The organism is Desulfosarcina cetonica JCM 12296 (assembly GCF_001311845.1).
GTDB lineage: Bacteria > Desulfobacterota > Desulfobacteria > Desulfobacterales > Desulfosarcinaceae > Desulfosarcina > Desulfosarcina cetonica.
The window spans coordinates 1-19627 of sequence record NZ_BBCC01000029.1 but is presented as its reverse complement, the minus strand read 5'-3'; the positions used below and the strand labels follow the sequence as shown (position 1 = coordinate 19627).

17 protein-coding genes are annotated in these 19627 nt (G+C 51.2%); 6 read left to right on the top strand and 11 right to left on the bottom strand.

Features of this window, described 5'->3' with window-relative positions:
- Positions 1-2: 2 nt before the first annotated feature.
- The 4 genes from JCM12296_RS09135 to JCM12296_RS09120 all read right to left on the bottom strand — a co-directional run bounded on the left by JCM12296_RS09135 (position 3) and on the right by JCM12296_RS09120 (position 4590).
- Positions 3-686, bottom strand: a complete 684-nt coding sequence (locus JCM12296_RS09135; RefSeq protein WP_054691745.1) for an SPASM domain-containing protein — start codon at positions 684-686, stop codon at positions 3-5.
- On the bottom strand, positions 614-1327 hold the full coding sequence (locus JCM12296_RS38070; RefSeq protein WP_054691742.1) for a radical SAM protein: 714 nt from the start codon (positions 1325-1327) through the stop codon (positions 614-616). Before JCM12296_RS38070 ends, JCM12296_RS09135 begins: the two co-directional genes overlap by 73 nt.
- A 536-nt stretch (positions 1328-1863) precedes the next feature.
- Positions 1864-3312: an ABC transporter substrate-binding protein gene (locus JCM12296_RS09125; RefSeq protein ID WP_246804100.1), complete on the bottom strand. Its 1449-nt coding sequence runs from the start codon at positions 3310-3312 to the stop codon at positions 1864-1866.
- A 264-nt stretch (positions 3313-3576) separates the two neighbouring features.
- Positions 3577-4590 (bottom strand): sigma 54-interacting transcriptional regulator, encoded by a 1014-nt coding sequence (locus JCM12296_RS09120; protein WP_054691738.1) that lies wholly within the window; start codon positions 4588-4590, stop codon positions 3577-3579.
- 376 nt (positions 4591-4966) lie between these two features.
- Between JCM12296_RS09120 and JCM12296_RS09115 the strand changes: the two genes are divergently transcribed.
- On the top strand, positions 4967-6178 hold the full coding sequence (locus JCM12296_RS09115; protein WP_172683823.1) for an MFS transporter: 1212 nt from the start codon (positions 4967-4969) through the stop codon (positions 6176-6178).
- Between the two features lie 216 nt (positions 6179-6394).
- On the top strand, positions 6395-8146 hold the full coding sequence (locus JCM12296_RS09110; RefSeq protein ID WP_054691734.1) for a sensor histidine kinase: 1752 nt from the start codon (positions 6395-6397) through the stop codon (positions 8144-8146).
- Positions 8147-8163: 17 nt separating this feature from the next.
- Here JCM12296_RS09110 and mads4 read toward each other — a convergent pair whose 3' ends face one another.
- The 4 genes from mads4 to hypA form a co-directional block, all read right to left on the bottom strand.
- On the bottom strand, positions 8164-8799 hold the full coding sequence (gene mads4 / locus JCM12296_RS09105) for a methylation-associated defense system protein MAD4 (protein WP_054691732.1): 636 nt from the start codon (positions 8797-8799) through the stop codon (positions 8164-8166).
- Positions 8796-10091, bottom strand: a complete 1296-nt coding sequence (gene mads3, locus JCM12296_RS09100; protein ID WP_213183310.1) for a methylation-associated defense system AAA family ATPase MAD3 — start codon at positions 10089-10091, stop codon at positions 8796-8798. The genes mads4 and mads3 overlap by 4 nt, the downstream gene beginning before the upstream one ends.
- Positions 10055-10675: a hydrogenase nickel incorporation protein HypB gene (hypB, locus tag JCM12296_RS09095; protein ID WP_054691795.1), complete on the bottom strand. Its 621-nt coding sequence runs from the start codon at positions 10673-10675 to the stop codon at positions 10055-10057. Before hypB ends, mads3 begins: the two co-directional genes overlap by 37 nt.
- Before the next feature lie 319 nt (positions 10676-10994).
- Positions 10995-11348 carry a hydrogenase maturation nickel metallochaperone HypA gene (gene hypA, locus JCM12296_RS09090; RefSeq protein WP_054691728.1) on the bottom strand — a complete coding sequence of 118 codons (354 nt, stop codon included), beginning with the start codon at positions 11346-11348 and terminating at the stop codon, positions 10995-10997.
- A gap of 910 nt (positions 11349-12258) precedes the next feature.
- On the opposite strand from hypA, the gene JCM12296_RS09080 reads away from it, so the two are divergent.
- The 4 genes from JCM12296_RS09080 (at position 12259) to JCM12296_RS09065 (ending at position 16728) form a co-directional block, all read left to right on the top strand.
- A complete protein-coding gene (locus JCM12296_RS09080) occupies positions 12259-14454 on the top strand; it encodes a GNAT family N-acetyltransferase (protein WP_172683822.1) in 2196 nt (731 codons plus the stop codon).
- A 4-nt stretch (positions 14455-14458) separates the two neighbouring features.
- A complete protein-coding gene (locus JCM12296_RS09075) occupies positions 14459-14899 on the top strand; it encodes an ASCH domain-containing protein (RefSeq protein WP_054691722.1) in 441 nt (146 codons plus the stop codon).
- Positions 14900-15031: 132 nt separating this feature from the next.
- Positions 15032-15607, top strand: a complete 576-nt coding sequence (locus tag JCM12296_RS09070; protein WP_054691719.1) for a hypothetical protein — start codon at positions 15032-15034, stop codon at positions 15605-15607.
- Positions 15608-16092: 485 nt separating this feature from the next.
- Positions 16093-16728 (top strand): hypothetical protein, encoded by a 636-nt coding sequence (locus JCM12296_RS09065; protein WP_157067493.1) that lies wholly within the window; start codon positions 16093-16095, stop codon positions 16726-16728.
- A gap of 299 nt (positions 16729-17027) precedes the next feature.
- On the opposite strand, the gene sucD is transcribed toward JCM12296_RS09065, so the two are convergent.
- The 3 genes from sucD to JCM12296_RS09050 form a co-directional block, all read right to left on the bottom strand.
- Positions 17028-17897, bottom strand: a complete 870-nt coding sequence (sucD, locus tag JCM12296_RS09060; protein WP_054691714.1) for a succinate--CoA ligase subunit alpha — start codon at positions 17895-17897, stop codon at positions 17028-17030.
- A 153-nt stretch (positions 17898-18050) separates the two neighbouring features.
- On the bottom strand, positions 18051-19217 hold the full coding sequence (sucC, locus tag JCM12296_RS09055) for an ADP-forming succinate--CoA ligase subunit beta (protein ID WP_054691712.1): 1167 nt from the start codon (positions 19215-19217) through the stop codon (positions 18051-18053).
- Positions 19218-19396: 179 nt separating this feature from the next.
- The coding region (locus JCM12296_RS09050; RefSeq protein WP_054691710.1) for an acyl-CoA carboxylase biotin carboxyl carrier protein subunit at positions 19397-19627 on the bottom strand (231 nt) is incomplete at its 5' end.

The window sequence follows — 19627 nt, the reverse complement described above, 5'->3', positions numbered from 1 at the left end:
CCCTACTCGTCCACGGGCAAATCCCCGCAGGCATCCCGCCTTTCCAGCTCGTCTTTCGCCTTTTGGCGCATATACCGTTTCAGCTCCGTTTCCAGGTGGTCGCGGTTGCAGATCACGCCGTTGAAGTCGCCGTTCTCCATGTCGGCCCGCAGGCGGCAGCCGCCCATGCAGGTGGGAAGCAAGGCGCAGGTGCGGCATTCCTCCGGGAACCGACGTTCCAGGAGCTGGGTCTCGGCCACGTAGTCGATGCCCGTGGTTACATGGCCGTAGGCCCGCTCGCCCAGTTGCAGGGAGGGACAGGGGATGATGCTGCCGTCCACGTCATACACGTGGTAGGCTTTCTGGTCGGCGATGCAGGCGAACAGAGGGGCGGATCGCTCGGCGGGAAAGCCCGCGTCTTCGATCACGGCGTTGATCCAGTGCAGGATCGTCAAGTCGCCGAACCCGGCGTTGAAGTGGTTGTCTTGGCGCCGGGGCAGAATGGGAGTGACCTCGATGCCGGCGATCTGGATATCCCGCCGCTCAAAATCGGCGATCATCTCGCCGATGCGCCGGTAGTCATCGGCCGCGGCATCGTACTGGTACTCGATAATCACGGGCACCCGGCCACTGATCAGCTCCAGGTTGCCCAGCACCTTCTGGTAGTTGGGGAGGCCGCCCAGGGAGGGCCGCAGGCGGTCATGCACCCCGGCCGGCCGGCCAGGCTGACGTGTAGGGTCTCCAGCCCGCATTCAAGCAAGGCGTCGATCCGCGCCACGCTCAGGTGCTTGCCGTTGGTGGTGACCGAAAACCGGTAGGGGATGCCCAGCGCCTGGCAGCAGTCAAACCGCCGGCGGGCCGAATCGCACATGACACCGTAGTTGAGGAAGGGCTCGCCGCCCAAAAAGGCGTCCCGGGCGGAAAGGGGGCGCTTCTCCGCGATGAAGCCCGCATGGAAGCGGTCCATCAGCCGGGCCGTCTCGGCGCTCATGTGAAAGCCGCGGCGCAGGTGCGGCATGAGGCTACAATAGGCGCAGTCGTTGTCGCATTTGCGCGTGTAAAGGACGCGGCTCTTCACTTCGTTGAAATTGCGCGCATGGTCGCCGCGCCACTCCAGGAAAAGCTGGAACTCGTCCGTCCCGGCCGGAATCAGAAAGCCCTGGGCCTTCAGGGTGCTCCATACGGCGGTTTGCTTGATCTCCGGATCGTTATCGGCCACGCGCTTCCATGCCCATCGGGGCAGGATACAATCGGCCTTGGTAAGGGTGTGGTGCAAGGTGCTGTAATCCACCCCGCGGTAGGTGAATGAACCGTCTAAGATATAACAAGAAATTTTATGGGTCGGCATGCTTACCTCCTGGCCTGGGGGATGGCGCCGGGGAGCAGCGGCTCCCCCGGCGCGGTTGACAACCGGAAGTAAGGGCCCTTGGCTTCGGTTGGGTTCGGGTGTGCCGGGGCCTGGACGGCCCCGGCGGGGGATAGGGGTTAGGTTCGGATCGTGGGGCCCCACCTTCGCAGCAGGAGTAATACTGGTCTGCGGCTTGGTAGGTTCCCGGTGTGGCGACGATGACGATCTCTTTTGCGTTGCTGTGTTCGTTCGAGTTCATTTCAATTCTCCTTGTGTTGTATTGTTGTTAGTTTCCCTCCGGAGTTGTTAATGGGTATTGCACTCAGCATGCCAATGATTTAATTATTAATTATATTAAATAGTTAAAAAATATTATTGGACTGGGAAAACCATATCTCCATAAGAAAAATAATATCATAAATTGGGTGAGTAATTGGAATAGGTAGAAATGATAGCAATAACAGGCAATTACTGTTTCATTGGAAAACTAATGGCGGCAATAAGGTTTTGAATCGGGGAGAATGACGTTGTCGAAGTTATCGACGGGGCCGGATCTGCGCCTGGTACAGGCGTCGGACACTACCGGTGTCGGCGGCAAAGGCATGGGGCAGGTAAATGCGTTTGGAAACGACGTCTATTTCGGTGGGCTGGTAGAGGAAGGCCGCCGGTTGGAGGGCCAGCAGGCGATCTTCGACAGCTTGGCAGATGGCCTGCTGGGCTTGGATGGCGCCGGCGTCTTCGAGGGCCATCAACAACTCGGTGATCCGCGGCGAGGTGAAGCCTCCCATGTTGGAACACCCCCTTTCGGGTGGCATCCAGGCTATCAATAGGGGCGTATGGGAATCGTACAATCCCATGGTTTCCGTAAGTACGGCCTGAAAAGCGGTATTCCCATAGAAGGATTGCCGGAAGGTTGCGTAGTCGACCGGCACCGGGCGCACCCTGACCCCCAGTTCGTCCAAACATAGCTGGATGAAGCGTACGACCCTTTCATCAATAGAGCTTTCCTGCATGTAAAGCAAATCGAATTCCAATCCGAGACCGTCTTTTTGACAAATCCCCGTGGCGGTGTCCTTTTTCCAGCCGGCATCGTTCAGCAGCTCTCTGGCTTTGACGGGATCGTAGGGCCTCGGCGGGCGGTCCGACCGCCCATAGGGCGAATCCAATCCCAAGGGCCCCGTGGCCACCCGTCCGTAACCCATGAGAATCTTCTCCACCATGTGGTCGCGATCGATGCCCAGGCTCAGGGCCCGGCGTACCCGGACATCGGCGAGGCGCGGATCGGCGGTGTTGAATAAAAGGGTCTTGCAAAACCAGGATGGTGATTGATTGATATGAAAACGTTGCTGGATGAATTTCATTCGGTGAAGATTGTCCGGGGCCAGGCGCACGGCGATGTCGGTCTTTCCGGCCAGCAGTCGTGTCCAGGTCTGCTCCATGTCGGTCACATGCGTGAAAAGCACGTGCTCGATGGCCGGTCGACCACCATAGTAATCATGGAAGGCGGAGAGCCGTATGTTTTGATCATCGAGTTTCTCATCGAAGCGGTAGGGGCCGGAACCCAGGGGATGATCCCGGTGGGATGCCATCGATACATGACGGGGCAGGATCATCGTCTTATGAATAAGATCAAAGAACCCGGGGTCATCGTGAGACAGCACGATTTTGAGAGCGTGCTTGGAAATGGGGTCGATTGTGAGGATCGCTCGTTTGGCGTCTCGAAAAAGACCTTCAATTTGTCGGTGGATGGAAAAGATGACATCCCCGGATGTGACCGGCATGCCATCATGGAACTTGGCGTGGCGTCTCAGGTCAATACGCAAGGTTCGGTTTTCACGGTCGTAATGCCAGCTCCTGGCAAGGTCCGGTTCCAGTCGACCTTCTGGATTAATCCTCGCTAGGGTACTGAAAAGCAGCGGGAATATCCAACTTGCCCCCGTGCATTCGATTTCTTTTGGATTCAAGGAATGAAACGCATTGAACACATCGAACCGCAAGGTGTCGGCCGGCGGTGGATCCGCGACCGGTAACGCCGGGGAGCGCTCGCAGGCAAGCGGCAATAACGCCAGGAAAAGGATGAACAGAGCCAAAATACGTGCCACGGGATAACCTTGCCATAAAGAGCATCGCCGGTCGCCCCGCCGGCGGATTAAAAAATCAAAGATGCCATAGTATATAAATGAATGGGTGTTGGAGGGGCAAGTTGAAACTTGCAAAGATGGCAGCAGCGATACGGGTCGGTTCGTTTTTTACGGAGGAGATTGCCCTCTCATCTTCTTCAACCGCTGGTTGACCGCCGACTGGGAAATACCCAACATCGCGGCGGCCCGTGTCTGGTTGCCGCCGGCGCGGCGCAGGGCTTCGTTCAACAGCAGTTGGTCGAGTTCCTTTATGGTCGGGAGGGTCGCCCATTTTTTCAACGATTGGTCCGCCGACCCGGTTTCCTTTTCGGACTCGTCCATCAGCATGCGGTTGCGCGCCATCTTATCGCGGATCGCATCCGCATGGATCCTGCCGTTGCCGTCGATCATGGCGACTTCGACCATGGTCTGCAACTCGCGCACATTGCCGGGGTAATCATAACCGGTCAAGAGGTCCCAGACCTCCTGTCCGATTCTGGGGCGGGGCAGGCCGAATTTATTCGTCACTTGTCGGGCGAAATGATCTACCAAGGGGATGATGTCATCCCGGCGTTGGCGCAGGGGCGGAAGGTCGATGCGGTGACCGTCCAGGCGAAAATAAAGGTCCTTTCTGAATGTTCCCTTGTTAACCATTTCCCGTAGGCACCGGTGCGTGGCCACGACAACCTGCACATCGGCCGTTTTGGATCGATCCGCTCCCAGGGGCATAAACTCACCCTCCTGGATCAGGCGTAGCAGTTTGGTCTGGGACGCCGGGTTCAACTCGCCGATTTCGTCCAGAAACAGAGTCCCGCCACGGGCTTCCTCGACCAGCCCCAAGCGTATGCTTTCTGCCCCGCTGAAGGCACCCTTAACATGACCGAACAGCGTGTCCGAAAAAAATTGATCGTCGACCCCTGCCGCGTTAAAGGCCACGAAGGCGCCCCTGCGGCCACTGCAGACATGGAACAGCCAGGCAATCAGCTCCTTTCCCGTGCCGCTTTCTCCGGCGATGCGCACCCGTCTGGCCATCGGGGCGATGCGGCGGATGCGCGCGATCAAGGCCTTCATCTTCACGTTGACGGTGACGATCTGTTCTGCCTCGATGCTGGTGTCGGTTGTAGATGCGTCCGCCTGTGTCATGGCCGATTCGGGGTGCCTGGGTTGACGACATGCCGGCCGGATGTTTTCCGGCCGGCGTCTATCCGTGTTGCCACCCACTATGACACAGGCTGCTTTTGCGAACGAGGGCGCGAAACGGGCAAAAAAGAGGCATTTTTCAGGGGTGAATGACCCCGAGAGGATCGCCCCCCCTGTGGCACCCCCTCCCGCTACTGTAATCGCTCCCGCACACGCCCCCCAAGCTTGGTTAAAAAAACGCCGGCACGACCTTTCACCAACCATTTTTTACCCGATAAATGCCCGATTGCCTCCCTGTTACCTGAATTACCGATCCCATAGACTGGTCTCAGACAGCACCGTTTATCTCTTTTTACCCGTTGACGCGATGAGGAAGACCATGAAGCGACCCATGCCAATGCCCCGGCGTATGATCCTGACCGAACTGTTTTCCGACCTCGGCGGCCAATTCGTTCACCTGACCCTGCTGGCCGAGCTATTTTTCGGTCTTGCCGCATCCCACGCCAACCTGCTCTTGCTGTGCCTGATCCAACAGGTCCCGGCCATCTTTCTGGGGCCCTTGGCCGGCCGGTGGGTGGACCGCATCGGTCCCCGCAGCGGAATCGTGGGTGGCACCCTGGCCCGGTTATTGCTGTCGATCGGGTTGCTGAATGCCCGGGGAGAGTGGGCCGTGTGGCCCATCTATCTGCTGTTCGCCAGCGCTTCGCTACTGTTCGTGATTTCGCGGCTGTGCATCACGCCCCACATCGTCGCCCCCGAGACGCTGATCGGATACAATGCGGTCAACGAGCGGGTGGCCCTGGCGGCCGGCATCGGCGGCCCCCTCCTGATCGGCCTGCTGATTCGCCATGCCGGCGCCAGCGTCGCCCTGGTTATCGGAATTGCCATGTACGGGTGCAGCGCATGGCTGGCCAAAGGATTGCCGCAGGTGGATGCGGCGGCCGGCAAGGGGGGCGAACAACGGCCAAGGAGGTGGTGGAGACGGTTGATCCGCGCCTACCTGCAACCTTTGACAGACCCGCAGATTGGCACTTGTTCGATTCTAATGCTCACCTCCGGTATCGTCGGCGGAATATTGAATTTCGGTGCGCCGGTGTACAATCGCATGTTTTTCCAAGGCGATATCGTTGCCTGGGGGGCGGTCATGTCCGGTTACCAAGCTGGCGCCTGCCTGGCCACCTTCCTCCTGCCGGTCATGGACCGGCGCATGGCCGACCGCACCTTTCTGGTATCCTGTTTAGCAATGGTGGGGGCGGGCTTCATTCTTCTCACCGCTTTTCCCTGGCTGACCCTGTTCGCCCTCGTCATGGCCGGCCTGGGTTGCCTTTTCACGTTGCTGGCCATGTTCTTGATAAGCCGCGTTCAGCGCGATTGCGACGAAGCCCGCCGGGGCGGCATCCTCTCCGCCCTGACCGCCCTGCGCGGGACTAGCCTGCTGGCCGGCATATCTATGGGAGCCTTCGTGGTGCAGGCCGGCGGTGTGCGGCCGTTGCTGGGCATGGGTGCTGTGTTGTCGGTTGTTACAATGCTGGCCGCCTGCCGTTTGTCCTGCATGCCGCAAGAAAAGGAAGAGGGTAGCCACAAAAAATAGATCCGTTCATTTTCCAATGCTGTTCGGGAAGCAACGATCCCGGCGCACCTCCTGACCTTGCTTGACGCTGATGGCTTGCATTCCGTCGGAAATCCGAGCTATAGCATTCAAGATAATGTTTTTGGGCTGCGTTATCGGTCGTCGCGGTATGGTTTATACAGCTTCCTCCCTCTGGCCTTGCCAAAAACATTATCTTAAATACTATACAAATGACGCATGAACCGAACACCCCGCAAAACCAGGATATTCAAACAGCTCCTGCTGTTCGTGCTGCCTTTGGTGATCCTGGGCATCGCCGTCACCAGTTCGGTGCTGATGTGGACCAACTCCCGCTATTTTCAGAAAACCATCGATCAAGATTATCGCAACATCATCCGGGCTTCCGCTTCGGAGATCGGTCTGTTCATGGACAACGCGGCTGCGGATATGGAAAGCCTGGCGTGGATACTCCGGTCGGTCCGGTTCAGTGACTGGCGAGCGGAGATGGTGTTATCCGCCTTTCAATACAGTAAAACGAAGTTTGACCGTGTCTTGCTGATTTTTGCCGATGGCCGGCGTCTCCCGGATTCGGAAGCTGTCCCTTTGGCGAATCAAGCATCGGCCGCCGGCGTCATCAAAAAAGCATTTTCCGGCCAGTCGGCCATTTCAGCGGTGGACGTCGGGGAGGACAATCTTCCCCAGGTTCATATGGCCGTTCCCGTGCAACGCATGGGAAGAATCGAGGCCGTGCTCTACGGCAGGTTAAACATGAAGCATGTTTGGGATGTTCTGGAGGACATCCGTATCGGCGATACCGGACAGGTCTTCATTATCGATCCGTCGGGCCGGTATTTGGCCCATCGGGAAATCGATCGCGTGGTTCGCGGGATTCCCCCATACGGACCCGATAGGCTGCAATTCGTCAAAAACTCTCCATTTCCCGTCAAATGGATCGAACAATCCAATGGAAAACGGTATTTTTGTTTGGGATCCCATCTGCCGGGGCAGGACTGGGTCATTGTCTTGCGCCAGGCCATGCCGGAAATATACGCCTACCTGCATGCCAACCTTGTTTGGGCGGTCACCATCATCGTCTTCGCCTGCTGCGTGGCTGTTTTGCTGGGATGGATCCAAGTGAAAAAACTGACTCGCCCCATCGAGACCATGCACCGACAGGTTCGGCGCATCGGCGAAGGCGATCTGAATCACCAGATACACGTGACCGCCACCAATGAAATCGGAGACCTGGGCCACGCCTTCAATGCCATGACCGCCTCTTTGAAGGCGACCATCAACCGTGAAATCCAAACGGCCTCGGCATTGGCCCACGCCCGCAATCTTGCGGTGCTCGGCATATCGGCCAGCAAAGTCACTCACGAGGTGGGTAATCTGCTTAACAATGTGGGTATGTCGGCCAACACCCTTAAAGGGGAAACCCTCTCGCCGCGAGCCGAACAGGCCCTGGCCCGGATGGAGACGGAAGCGGCCCGCATCAAGACCTTCTTGCAGGATTTTCTCAAGTTCGCCAAGCCGCCCGAGATCCATCCGGCACCCGTGGCCCTCGACCTGGTCATTCGGGAGGTGCTGGCCATGCACGAGCCGGCCATCCGACAACGGGATATGGTGGTGGCGCTGACGTGGTCCCCGGAGGTTCCGGTCGTTCAGGCGGATGCCCGACTGGCCTACCAGGTGTTCGACAACCTGATCAAAAACAGCCTCGATGCCATAGACGACCATGGAAGGGTGCGGGTCAGCGGAAGAATCGATGGCGGTAGTCTTGAGATAAGCGTTGCGGACAATGGGTGCGGCATCGCCGCCGAGCACCGGGAACGGATTTTCGAGCCTTTTTTTACCACCAAGGGCAAGGCGGGAAACGGCCTGGGCATGGCCATCGTGCAGTCCATCGTCACGGCTCATCGTGGCAGCATGACCTGTCAAAGCGAAACGGGGCAGGGCACGACGATGGTCATTCGACTACCGCTGACCTGACGGTGGATTCTCATTAATCAAGCAAGGTGCGGAAACCATGCGTGAAGCGTCGTCTTCAGTTTCTGAAAAGCGTCGTCTGTGCATCGCCCGACACTGACCTTTCGGGCGATGTCTCCATAAATGGAAGAAGACCGTGGCATGCGGATATATCGAAGCGCCTCTTCCATGGCTTCTTTCGGACGGGATGGTTTTATTTGATCCGCTAAAAGGTAATTTTTATTTTCCAGCCACCTTCGAAGGGATGGATCATTCCCTCTCCACCCCAAGGCGGTATCTACTACTGGAGAGTCACTGAAAATCCAGTTTTCCAGTTCCGGATCAATAACGATGACGGCGGCCCGTTCCTCCCAGCCGGATCGCGAGAGCATAATTGTTACCTGCGTCTCCAACTCGGTTCTGGTCTTTGCCTCCTGTCCACAGCCTTCACGATCGAACATGACGATAGCATGAGCAAATCGCCTTACAAAAGGGCGCATAAATGCATCCGCATGCAGCAGGCATCCGGGGTCACTCTCTGGATGAATATAGTAAGCTGCGGATATAGGACGAATGGACAGCGCTATTGGTCGGCTGAGCAGTCCCTCCAAAGCAAATTTCATGTTTTTGTCCGCTGTGAGAATCGCCAAATCTGATTCATATTTGCATATATTCATCCCAGCACCCCACCGGCAAACAGCACGCCCAGATTAGCCTCCCCTTTCCAATCCCTCAAGGCTGGATGTTCATCACCTTTAACAATGTCGACGGCTCCCTGTTTTGTTTTGGCGAAACACAAGACATTTTTGGCTCCTACTAGACTAAGCACAACCGGAGAATGTGTGGCCACGAGAATTTGGGCGTCATAGACCGATGAAAGAGATTGAAACATCGTATCGACAGCTCGTGGATGGATGCCATTTTCCGGCTCCTCGATAAGATAGATACCCGAAAAGTTGGGAAGATATGCCGGAATTGAGAGCGCCATCAGTCGCAGGGTGCCGTCTGAAGCCATCCACGAAGGCACTTTGAGACCGCCGGCATAGTCAAGTATCAAATAGCGATGTCTATCATCTTCACGTTCGATGGTTCGGATCGTTTCAAGGTCTGGCAAAGCGGTGCGCAAATGGGATATCCAGTTTGTAAATCGATTCGGATCGGTATTTATTAAACGATCAATTACCCAGGGCAGATTTGATCCGTCGGCCTTGAAGTTACGTCCTTGTCCGGGTGGGCTTGCCTGACGAATTAGCAAGCTGTTAAGCATGAGCTGGGTGACATTTTCTGACAGCAAGTTTTTCAGCCACGAAGTAGCTGGAAAATTGGCCTCGTCCGCTGGAAGGTTGGCCAAAGCTGATTTTTGAGGGCCGAGTTTGAAAGAGGGCGCCCAACCCTTCCCTTTTTCACGATAAACTTCGGAGTAGTAATTGTCGTTTCCATTTGAGACTTTGTTGACAATGATCGATGTGCCTTTGAGCCTTGAGGATGTTATGATGGTTTCAGGTGGGTCCAATGCGGATGGAAAAAGGGACCGTTGGCAAACCGCCGGTTTGCTCTCCAACTTTTTTAAAAGCACTTTTTCCGCACGAATTGATATTTCCTGGCTGCTTTGATCGAATTGCAAGGCGATTTCATAGCGGATCTTTTTAAAATCCCGATCACGCAGCAATTCCCGTATTTTTTCCGGGACTGTCGCTTCAATGGCCAGTTCAAATCCATCGCCTTTTCGCCAATAAAGCAGATCTTCAAAATTTTTTGTTCTTTTACCGATTGCAGATATCGGTCCCTCCGAGACCAAATCTCCAAGAAAGGACACGACGTCCAGGAAAGTCGTTTTACCACTAGCGTTCGGTCCAACCAGCACTTGGAAAGGTTCAAGATTCTGTCTGATGTAATGTAGACAACGATAGTTTTTGGCTTCGATGAGGGTAATCATTGCAATTTCTTTTTTACCTGCGCTTCCAGCCATCCGATCCAGTCATCGAACCCCACTTCGGTTTTGGCCGATATTTCGAAGACCGGCATGCCGGGATGGATCTTGGCGATGCTTGTCCGCGCCAGGTCCATGTCGAAATCGAGATAGGGCAAAAGGTCGATCTTGTTGAGCAGGGTGGCGTCGCATTCCCGGAACATCAGGGGGTATTTGGCCGGTTTGTCCTCGCCTTCGGTGACCGACAGGACCACCACGCGCTTGTCCTCGCCGATGTCGAACTCGGCCGGGCAGACCAGGTTGCCGATGTTCTCCACGATGAGCAGGTCGATGCCGTCAAGATCCAGGCCGGCCACGGCGCGTTCGACCACATGGGCCGCCAGGTGGCAATCGCCGCCGAATTCGTCGGTGTTGATCTGCACGACCGGCGCACCGGACTGGGCCAGTCGGTCGGCATCAACCGTGGTGCAGATGTCACCCACGATCACGGCGCAACGCAGCCTTGGCATGATGCGGGCCAGGGTTTTTTGCAGGGTGGTGGTCTTGCCCGAACCCGGCGAACTCATCATGTTGAGCACGAAAACGCCTTTCTCGGCAAAGGCGGCACGCAGGCGCGCGGCCATGGCGTCATTGGCGTCCAGGACCCGTCGGACCACCTGGATTTCCCGGGTGCCGGACCGGCGGGTTTCCACCGCATGACCATGATCATGGTGGTGATGGTCGTGGGGGTCGTGATGGCCGCGATGATTCCGCTTGGTGAGGCGATTGGCGAAAAACCACATAATCTACCTTTGTGTGCGCGTAAACAGTTGCATGTTAGATGATTTCGTAGAAAGCCCGAGATCAAGGCTTGCGAGCCCCGAGGCGTGAGGCGTACATGGACGTACTCCGCAGTAACGAGGGGCGAAGCGTAACGCAGATATCGGGTTTTTTACGAAATCGTCAATCTTCGTCTTCGATTTCAATGGATTTAATCTCCAGCTCCCGCCCGGAGAGGATGTCGAGACTGCCGCTCTGGCAGGCCGGGCAGAGAAATACCGGTTCGGTAACCGTCCAGCGGTGCTGGCAATCCTTGCAATGCGCCACCACGGGAAGTTCTTCGATGACCAGTTCGGCGCCTTCCAGGGGAGTCTCCTTGATTACCAGGTCGAAACAGAAGCGCAGGCTGTCCGCGACGATGGCGGAAAGCTTGCCTACCTGCAGGTTGACCCGCTGAATCTTGGCCCCGTGCATATCCGCCGGGATGGAAGCCTTGGCGATCTCGACGATCTCCATGGCGATGCCCATTTCGTGCATGATCGGTACTCGATGGCGTTGGCAGGCGGGGCCGGTGACAAGCGGCGCAGGCGCTGCGTTGAACTCTTAATCGGCGGGCCATGCCCGCGCGCTCCCTTGGTCGTTGAACAACCCATGCTGGGCGACCCATTTTTAAAAGACAGTTATCATCCGGCTCCATTTTGTTCAACCGCAACTTCCGGGTCGTCTTTCCATGGCGTTAGTATTGCCTAAAAGACGAATCCCGATCCAAGTATTCGGAAGTGAAATTGAAAAAGTATTAAATCAGCGGGATGGTTGGACGTCATTGCCGAACCGTGACGACCGATAACGCAGCCCAAAAACATTATCTTGAATACTATATGTGGCTGTCCGGGAAATGCGAATGCCCGGACTGGAGTTTGTTGATAGACAAAAATGCAAATTTCTGGCTGCCGTTGAAAAGCCAATGTACATAGCACAACGCGAGCCACCCGTGTGATTATCTCCAGTATCTGCAGTCAGACAAATTGAAGACACGATTTTTTATCTGCAGAGAGGGACGAATAATATGGAAAAGGGATTTTGATGTATTTTTATTTATGCCTCCTTGACGGCGATTTTCAATAATCGACAATATTGGATTTGTTTATGGGATAGAGGAGAATACCTCCTGGTCGGTGGGTTGGGAGGCTTTTTATGGTTATAATTATTCATAATAAGCCAGTTTCATTGACTTTTTTAAAAGTCGGTGATAACCATTTGATGTTCCTTGATATCTTAACACAGCAAGAACTTATTTTGAGAAAATATAAATTGAGGTTGGTAGATAGAACCAGACAGTGTTTTTTTCTCGGGTTGCTGAAAAACTTGAAGCTAATAAGGTTTTTTTCAACGGTTTTGACCGTATCTGTCACACCCTTTGTATAATCGGCATCAGAATATGGGGAAAATGATGGATTTCAGCATATTAACAAAACCTTCACAGGTTGTTCCCTTTATTATTTCGGTTCAAAAATTTGCTGATGCAAACCGAAAATCTTTCGGATTTCTACCTCAATCGGCTTTTTTAGATCAAGCAAACAACGGTCGATTGTGGGTTGTAGTTGATAAAGAGAAAAATGAATGTTTAGGGTATTTGATGTTTGGAGGGAAATTTCCTACTTTAAAAATTTTTCAGATTTTTATAGTAAAAAAATATCGCAAACTGAAAATAGGTAAAGCTCTTTTGGAAAAGTTTGAAGCATATGCTGAGGAAAATAACTTTCTATCAGTTAATGCTCGGGTTGCAGCTGATCTTGTGTCAAATAAATTCTGGCATAAATCTGGCTACACATTAATTAAGCAATTAAAAGGGGGAAAAACAACCAATAGGAACATTAATCTTAGAATTAAAGAGTTGGATACCCCGTCTTTATTTAAACTCATGTCATTCAATTCATGTGTCGATAAAAGCGGATTAAAATCGTTAAGGACATCGCAACGCCCAATATATCAAAGTCAAACGTATGTAATTGATTTGAATGTCTTTTTTGATGTAGTAAAAAGAAGGGTTGATAAAATAAATGCAAATAGACTTATTACTGCTGGATTAAATAACGAGATTAAAATTTATATTACACCTGAATTTTGTGAAGAATTAGAAAGAAATAGAAAAAAAAGCCAAGATCCAATTATTGAGTTTGCTAAGCAGCTACCTACTTTGCCAACAATAAATGATAATGAAATAAACAAAACTATTGGAGAACTAAAAGTTATTGTTTTCCCGGAACGGGAAAATGCTGATGCCCCATTTTCGCAAAATCGTTCAGACCTAACGCATTTAGCTTACTGTATCCATCACGGGGCATATGGATTTATTACCAGAGAAAAGGCAATCCTTACAGTTAGTGATCAACTTAAAGAATCATATTCAATTGAAGTGTTGTCGCCTTCAGACCTTAATCAACCTAAAATTGATGGCACATCGAACAACCAATCTTTGATCGTTAATTTTAAAGATAAAATCATAACAGTAGGGTCATTTAAAGAAAATCAGAGAGAAGACGTCGAAAAATTTCTAACATCACTACAGGTAAAAAGAGAACATATATCTGAGATATTGCATCCAGGGATGGAACCGTCTCCTCGCCACAGAATTGTCGCTAAAATAGAGGATAAGTTTTTAGCATTTGCATCATGGGATAGTTATAAAAGTCTTAGTCGTGAGAGGAAATTGCATCTTTTCGTTGATGAAAATTCAGTTAAATCAGAGATGATTATTGATCATGTTATTGAAGCGTCATTGAGGGATACTGCTATATCTATTCCTACAATAATTACGCTCAATACAGGTCCAAATCAACCAAAGACAACTGCAACAGCTTTTAAAAGAGGATTTCTTTCTGTATCCGGTGATGATAATTACAAGCCTCTTAAAGAATTAATAAAGTTTGTATTTAATGGATTGATAACGCCAAAGAATTGGTATAATTTCAAGGTTAAATTTGAAGAACTCACAGATTTAATAATTCCAGATAGAATGCCGAAAATAGATGAATTCAATAATACTGGAATTATAATTAAGTCTAAGATTGGTAGAAGTAGTTGTTTAAGTTTATTTGATTTTGAAACACTTGTATCTCCAGGCGTTGTTTTATGTCCTGGAAGAGATGCGATTATAGTCCCTATAAGAAATAAGTATGCAAAAAATCTTTTCAATTTATCACATACACAACTGGATCTATTTTTCTCTCCAGAAGCACTATTGCACATAGAAAAAGCTTATTTTAGAAGCTACAGAAATTCATCAATATTCAAAAAAGGTAAGCTTGTTATATTTTATATTTCTGGTTATGATGGAGGACTGAAAGAAGTGATCGGGAGTGGAAGGATTACATTCTCCGAAGTGATAAAAGTTGATAAAGCATCCTTACTTCTTGAGAGACAAGGAGTTCTTTCTCGTAATGAATTGATTGAAATTTCAAATCGGGATAATTTAATACATGCATTTACTTTTGATAATTATTGTATCTTCCAAAATAAAATTTCGTTTGACATTCTAAAATCTAAAAATTTAATTTCTGGAGCCAATCTTATAACAGCCGAGCAATTATCTTCAAAACAACTATTCAAAATATTTGAAATCGGTTTTAAAAATGGAGAATAAATTTATGCCTGATGCGCTAATTTCGATAAAGCCGAAGTATGTTGATAGATTTCTTAACGGCCAAAAAGTCATCGAGATTCGTAACCGCAAGGTTAATTTGGTTAATGGTTCAAAATTGTGGATCTACGCAACATTGCCAAAGGCAAGTATACAAACCATTGCATATGTCAAACAGGTTGAAATCGATGCTCCTAAAATAATTTGGGAAAAACATAGAAAATTGATGGGTATATCCGAAAATAGCTATCTGAGATATGTAAATGGATCCAGTAAAATATCAGCTATTATAATGAAAAATATACAAAAACTAAATACTGAAATAAAACTTGAAAAAATTCGTGATTTAGTACCTGGATTTCAACCACCTCAATTCATAAAATATATGGAAGATCATGATCCAATACTATCTGCACTACTCTCCATATTGTCCAAAAAATCCATTTAGTTATCTTGATTTATGCTGAATAATTGTGTTGAATGGATAGCGTCAAATTGCTCATATGGGAAAAGAACCTAAGGGTGAAAATACCCGGTTTATTTTTAACTTTTCTACGGCTCTTGGATTTTATTGAATAGAATGGATAAAAAAGAATATATATCACTTTTCAGTGCTGCAGATGACGCATTTAATAACGCCATACTAAATCGGTTTTCAGATCAAATTGAAGCATACACAATGGGTTATAAAGAGGCTGCAGATATACTGGCGAAGTATGTTTTACAGTCACAATGTTTTCAAGATATTCTTATTTATCCAATAATTTTCTTGTATCGTCAATATATTGAATTAAGATTAAAAGAGATCATTCAAGAAGGTCGTAATTTTTTGGGTGATGAAGGTAGTTACCCAAAACATCATAGACTTCACCATTTATGGGATACTGTAAAATCCATAATTATGAGGATTTATAACTTGTCAGATGAGCCCAATGAATTTGATCTTATTGGAAAATTAGTTTCTGATTTTAAAAAATTTGATCCTGATTCATCTTCCTTTCGGTACCCTGCAGGAAGAAGAGGCAATAAACCATTAAAGGAAATTTCATATATAAATATCAGACAATTCGTTGATGTTATAAATGAAATATCCATTTTTTTGGAAGGTGTTAGTTCTGAGATATCGGTTTTCATAGATCATAATCATGAACGCTGATTAGTTAATAATTTCTAATCTGGATCAACATTGCTTCCAAAACCGACCATGCTAATCTATCCCAAGCGTCATCGGTTCCTAAGCGCATTGCGATTACAATACATATTCCCCGAACACCGTCTTTTTAGATACGGCCTGTCTATCGCAAAAAGCTGACAGTTCTGCCAGCTACATAGAAATACAGGCTTTTCAACATCTCAATTTTACCAGGTGGCCTGTATTTTACAGGAGCGAAATTTCAAGTTGATAATCCATCTCCGACATATCACAATAATTGACAATCCCATGGTTAAGGTATATTTCGACAATTTAATCATGCTCCAATTAGCGTCTTGCAGAGTAACATTACTTGGTTATTGTTGTGATCAAAAAAAGAGATATTGACAAACACCTGAACACGAACGATGCAATACTATAATCGCTTCAAGGTTATGCAAGCCATAATGGCACGGAGCCCTATCAATTCACAGGAGGTCCTGGTCGATGTGAATCGAAAAGCTGTGTTCAAGGCGCTCAAACGATCAAAAGGCGGAATTCCACGCCCCATCCAATTTACAAATGCCCCCATAGAAGAATCGAATTTGGCAAAGATGCCATCTCGTGACAAAGCCTATCTTTACCAGTTGTGTCGTCAGGTTCAGGAAGAGCCTTTGAGAGTTATTCCTGAACTCCTCGCATTACAAAAGCAGTATCCGAAGGTTCCGGCTATTGCCAATTATCTTTGTCTTTCCTATATGCATAGCCAGCAGGAAGAGCTATATTTTGCAACATTGATGGAGGCACGCGAGCGATTTCCTGAATATCTGTTTGGAAAGATCGGCCTTGCTGAATATTATCTCAACCATCAGGAACACACGCAGGTTCCAAAGACGCTCGAAAAAAAATACGAGATCTGGCAGCACTGTCCCAATGTCGAGGTCTTTCATGTGAGCGAAGTGCGATCATTTTTTAGCGTTGTTGGAACATATTTTGCGCGATGCAATCAGATTGCCCGTGCTTTGTATCACTACTGTATGCTTGTCGATATTGCGCCTGACCATCACGCCACGAAACGGGTGGGAGATGAAATTATCTTAAAAGAGCTTAATAAGGTGACACAGCGTTTTTCTAAACGGGCTTAGGAGTGGTCGTGAAATTGGTCATGGTGCTGTCGTGCAAAATGCATTTGCCAACCAAAGTTTTCACACAGGACCGAGCAACCGGCGACATTTCTTTGAAAGACTGTGCGTGCACGCAACCTACAATCTGAGAACATTTAATTCTGGCACGGTATCGATTAATCCCGGCCAGGATGGTGCCTTGATCTTCAGGCCAGCCCCTCGATAATTCCTGGCTGCTATACGTACCGGACAAGAACGGGCGATCCAAGCGGACCGCCCGTTCTCCCGGTAGCCAAATAAGGATTCAGGTTGGGAATCCCTTATTTGAATGTTTCGGAACACACATCTTTTAGGTAGGCCAGGTTTTCGCACACATTGATGCCGTTGGCCTTCATGGCCGCTACCTTGCTCTGCCCGGTGCCGCTGTTGCCGCTGATGATGGCGCCGGCATGGCCCATGCGTCGTCCCGGAGGGGCCGTGAGGCCGGCGATGAAGCCCACCACCGGCTTGGTGACCTCGGCCTTGATGAATTCGGCCGCTTTTTCTTCCGCGTCGCCGCCGATTTCGCCGATCATGACGATACCCTCGGTGGCGTCATCGGCCTGGAAACGCTCCAGGCAGTCGATGAAGTTGGTCCCGTTGACCGGGTCGCCGCCGATGCCGATGCAGGTGGTCTGGCCCAGACCGGCAAGGGTCAGGGCGTGGACGGCTTCGTAGGTCAGGGTTCCGGAGCGGGAGACCACGCCGATCTTTCCGGGCATGTGAATCGGTGCGGGCATGATGCCGATCTTACACTCCCCGGGAGTGATGATGCCGGGGCAGTTGGGACCGATGAGGCGCACGGGTTTGTCTTTGATGTAATTCTTCACCCGCATCATGTCCATCACCGGGATTCCCTCGGTAATGCAGACGATCAGGGGTACGCCGGCATCGGTGGCCTCCATGATGGCGTCGGCGGCAAAGGGCGGGGGCACGAAAATCATGCTGGCGGTCGCGCCGGTTGTCTGTACGGCGCCCGCCACCGTATCGAAAACGGGAATCTCGTCCATCTTTTGGCCGCCCTTGCCGGGCGTCACACCGGCCACGACCTGGGTACCGTACTCAACGCATGCACGGGCATGGAACTGACCTTCCTTCCCGGTAATTCCCTGGACCAACAGTTTGGTATCTTTATTGACTAGTATACTCACGGTTCAATCCTCGCTGATTTGGCGGTTTCGTAAAACGCCCGAGATCGGCGTTACGCTCATCCTTCGTCACTGCGGCGTACGTCGAGTACGCCTCCCTCCTCAAGGATTCGCAAGCCTTGATCTCGGGCTTTTTACGAAACCTTGTTGTGAGAGTTACTGGATGGCGGCCTTGAGTTTCTCGGCGGCATCCTTCAGATCCTTGGCATTGATCAATTCCAGGCCCGAGTCGGCCAGGATCTTGCGCCCCTCTTTCAGGTTGGTGCCTTCCATGCGGATGATCACCGGCACGCGCATGCCCACCTTTTGGGCGGCTTGGACGACACCGTTGGCCAGGCGGTCGCAGCGCAGGATTCCGCCGAAGATATTGATCAGGATCGCCTTCACGTTTTCATCGCTTTGCAGGATTCGAAAACCGTTTTCAATCTGCTCGGCGCTGGCACCACCGCCCACGTCGAGGAAGTTGACCGGCTTGCCGCCGGCGTATTTGATACAGTCCATGGTGGCCATGGCCAGACCGGCGCCGTTGACCATGTTGCCCACGTTGCCGCCCTCGCCCAGATGGATGTAGTTCAGCCCAAAGGAGCCCGCCTCCACCTCGGTGGGATCCTCTTCGTCCAAGTCGCGGTATTCCTTGACATCCGGATGGCGGTAGAGGGCGTTGTCATCAAAATCCATTTTGCCGTCCAAGGCGATGACATCGTTTTCGGCCGTGATGATCAAAGGATTGATTTCCACCAGTGAGCAGTCATAGTTGACGGCTAGGTTGTACAGGTTTTTTAGCAGGACCGTAAACGATTTCATGCAGGCACTGGGCATGTTCAGTCCGAATGCCGCGGCCCGCAGGTGATAGGCCTGGATCCCCACGTTGGGATCCACGTAGACCTTGATGATCTTCTCCGGCGTTTTGGCGGCCACATCCTCGATGTCCATGCCGCCGGCTTCGGAGGCCATGATGATCATCTTGGCGGTCGCGCGATCCGGCAGAATGCTCAGATACAGTTCCTTGGCGATATTCAGGCCCTGCTCGATGAGCAGCTTTTTCACCAATTTGCCGCCGGGGCCGGTCTGTTTGGTGACCAGGTTCATGCCCAGGATCGTGTTGGCATAGGTGTCGAATTCTTCCGGGGACTTGGCCACCTTCACGCCACCGCCCAGCCCGCGGCCGCCGGCGTGAATCTGGGCCTTGACCACCACCGGGTAGGTGCCCAGCTTGGCGGCCACCGCCTTGGCTTCTTCGACGGTAAAGGCGACGGCACCTTCCGGTACGGCGACGCCGTTTTTACGGAACAGTTCTTTTGCCTGGTATTCATGGACTTTCATGATACCGATCTCCTTTGTGTTAGTGGGGTCAGGCAAGCGGCAGGACGCAACCTGAGCCCGATGGTCAACATCGACGTGTAATGCTGAGAGCGAGGGGGGGAGCACAGCCCCTGTGGTTGTCGGGCTGTGCTCCCAATAATGGGGTTGAATCAATAAACAGATAGGAAAATGGACGACTACTAACCGATAACGCAGAGCACATCACCCTTGGCCACGGAGTCCCCGGAGCCGTAGTTGATGGCCGTGATGGTGCCGCCGGCCGGTGCGGGCAGGGCGTTTTCCATCTTCATGGCTTCCAGAACCACCACGGTCTCACCGGCGCTGACTGTATCGCCGACCTTCTTCTCATACTTGACGATCATGCCGGGCATGGGCGCGGGCAGCGGGGTTCCGGCGGTCGCTGCCGGAGC

Bases quoted from the DNA above. Each gene is read 5' to 3' on its own strand.
- JCM12296_RS09110 (WP_054691734.1), top strand. From the start codon at position 6,395: ATGAACCGAACACCCCGCAAAACCAGGATATTCAAACAGCTCCTGCTG.
- JCM12296_RS09115 (WP_172683823.1), top strand. From the start codon at position 4,967: ATGAAGCGACCCATGCCAATGCCCCGGCGTATGATCCTGACCGAACTG.
- JCM12296_RS38070 (WP_054691742.1), bottom strand. From the start codon at position 1,327: ATGCCGACCCATAAAATTTCTTGTTATATCTTAGACGGTTCATTCACC.
- mads3 (WP_213183310.1), bottom strand. From the start codon at position 10,091: ATGGCTGGAAGCGCAGGTAAAAAAGAAATTGCAATGATTACCCTCATC.
- JCM12296_RS09070 (WP_054691719.1), top strand. From the start codon at position 15,032: ATGGATAAAAAAGAATATATATCACTTTTCAGTGCTGCAGATGACGCA.
- sucC (WP_054691712.1), bottom strand. From the start codon at position 19,217: ATGAAAGTCCATGAATACCAGGCAAAAGAACTGTTCCGTAAAAACGGC.
- JCM12296_RS09080 (WP_172683822.1), top strand. From the start codon at position 12,259: ATGATGGATTTCAGCATATTAACAAAACCTTCACAGGTTGTTCCCTTT.
- mads4 (WP_054691732.1), bottom strand. From the start codon at position 8,799: ATGAATATATGCAAATATGAATCAGATTTGGCGATTCTCACAGCGGAC.
- JCM12296_RS09120 (WP_054691738.1), bottom strand. From the start codon at position 4,590: ATGACACAGGCGGACGCATCTACAACCGACACCAGCATCGAGGCAGAA.
- hypB (WP_054691795.1), bottom strand. From the start codon at position 10,675: ATGGCCGCGCGCCTGCGTGCCGCCTTTGCCGAGAAAGGCGTTTTCGTG.
- hypA (WP_054691728.1), bottom strand. From the start codon at position 11,348: ATGCACGAAATGGGCATCGCCATGGAGATCGTCGAGATCGCCAAGGCT.
- JCM12296_RS09075 (WP_054691722.1), top strand. From the start codon at position 14,459: ATGCCTGATGCGCTAATTTCGATAAAGCCGAAGTATGTTGATAGATTT.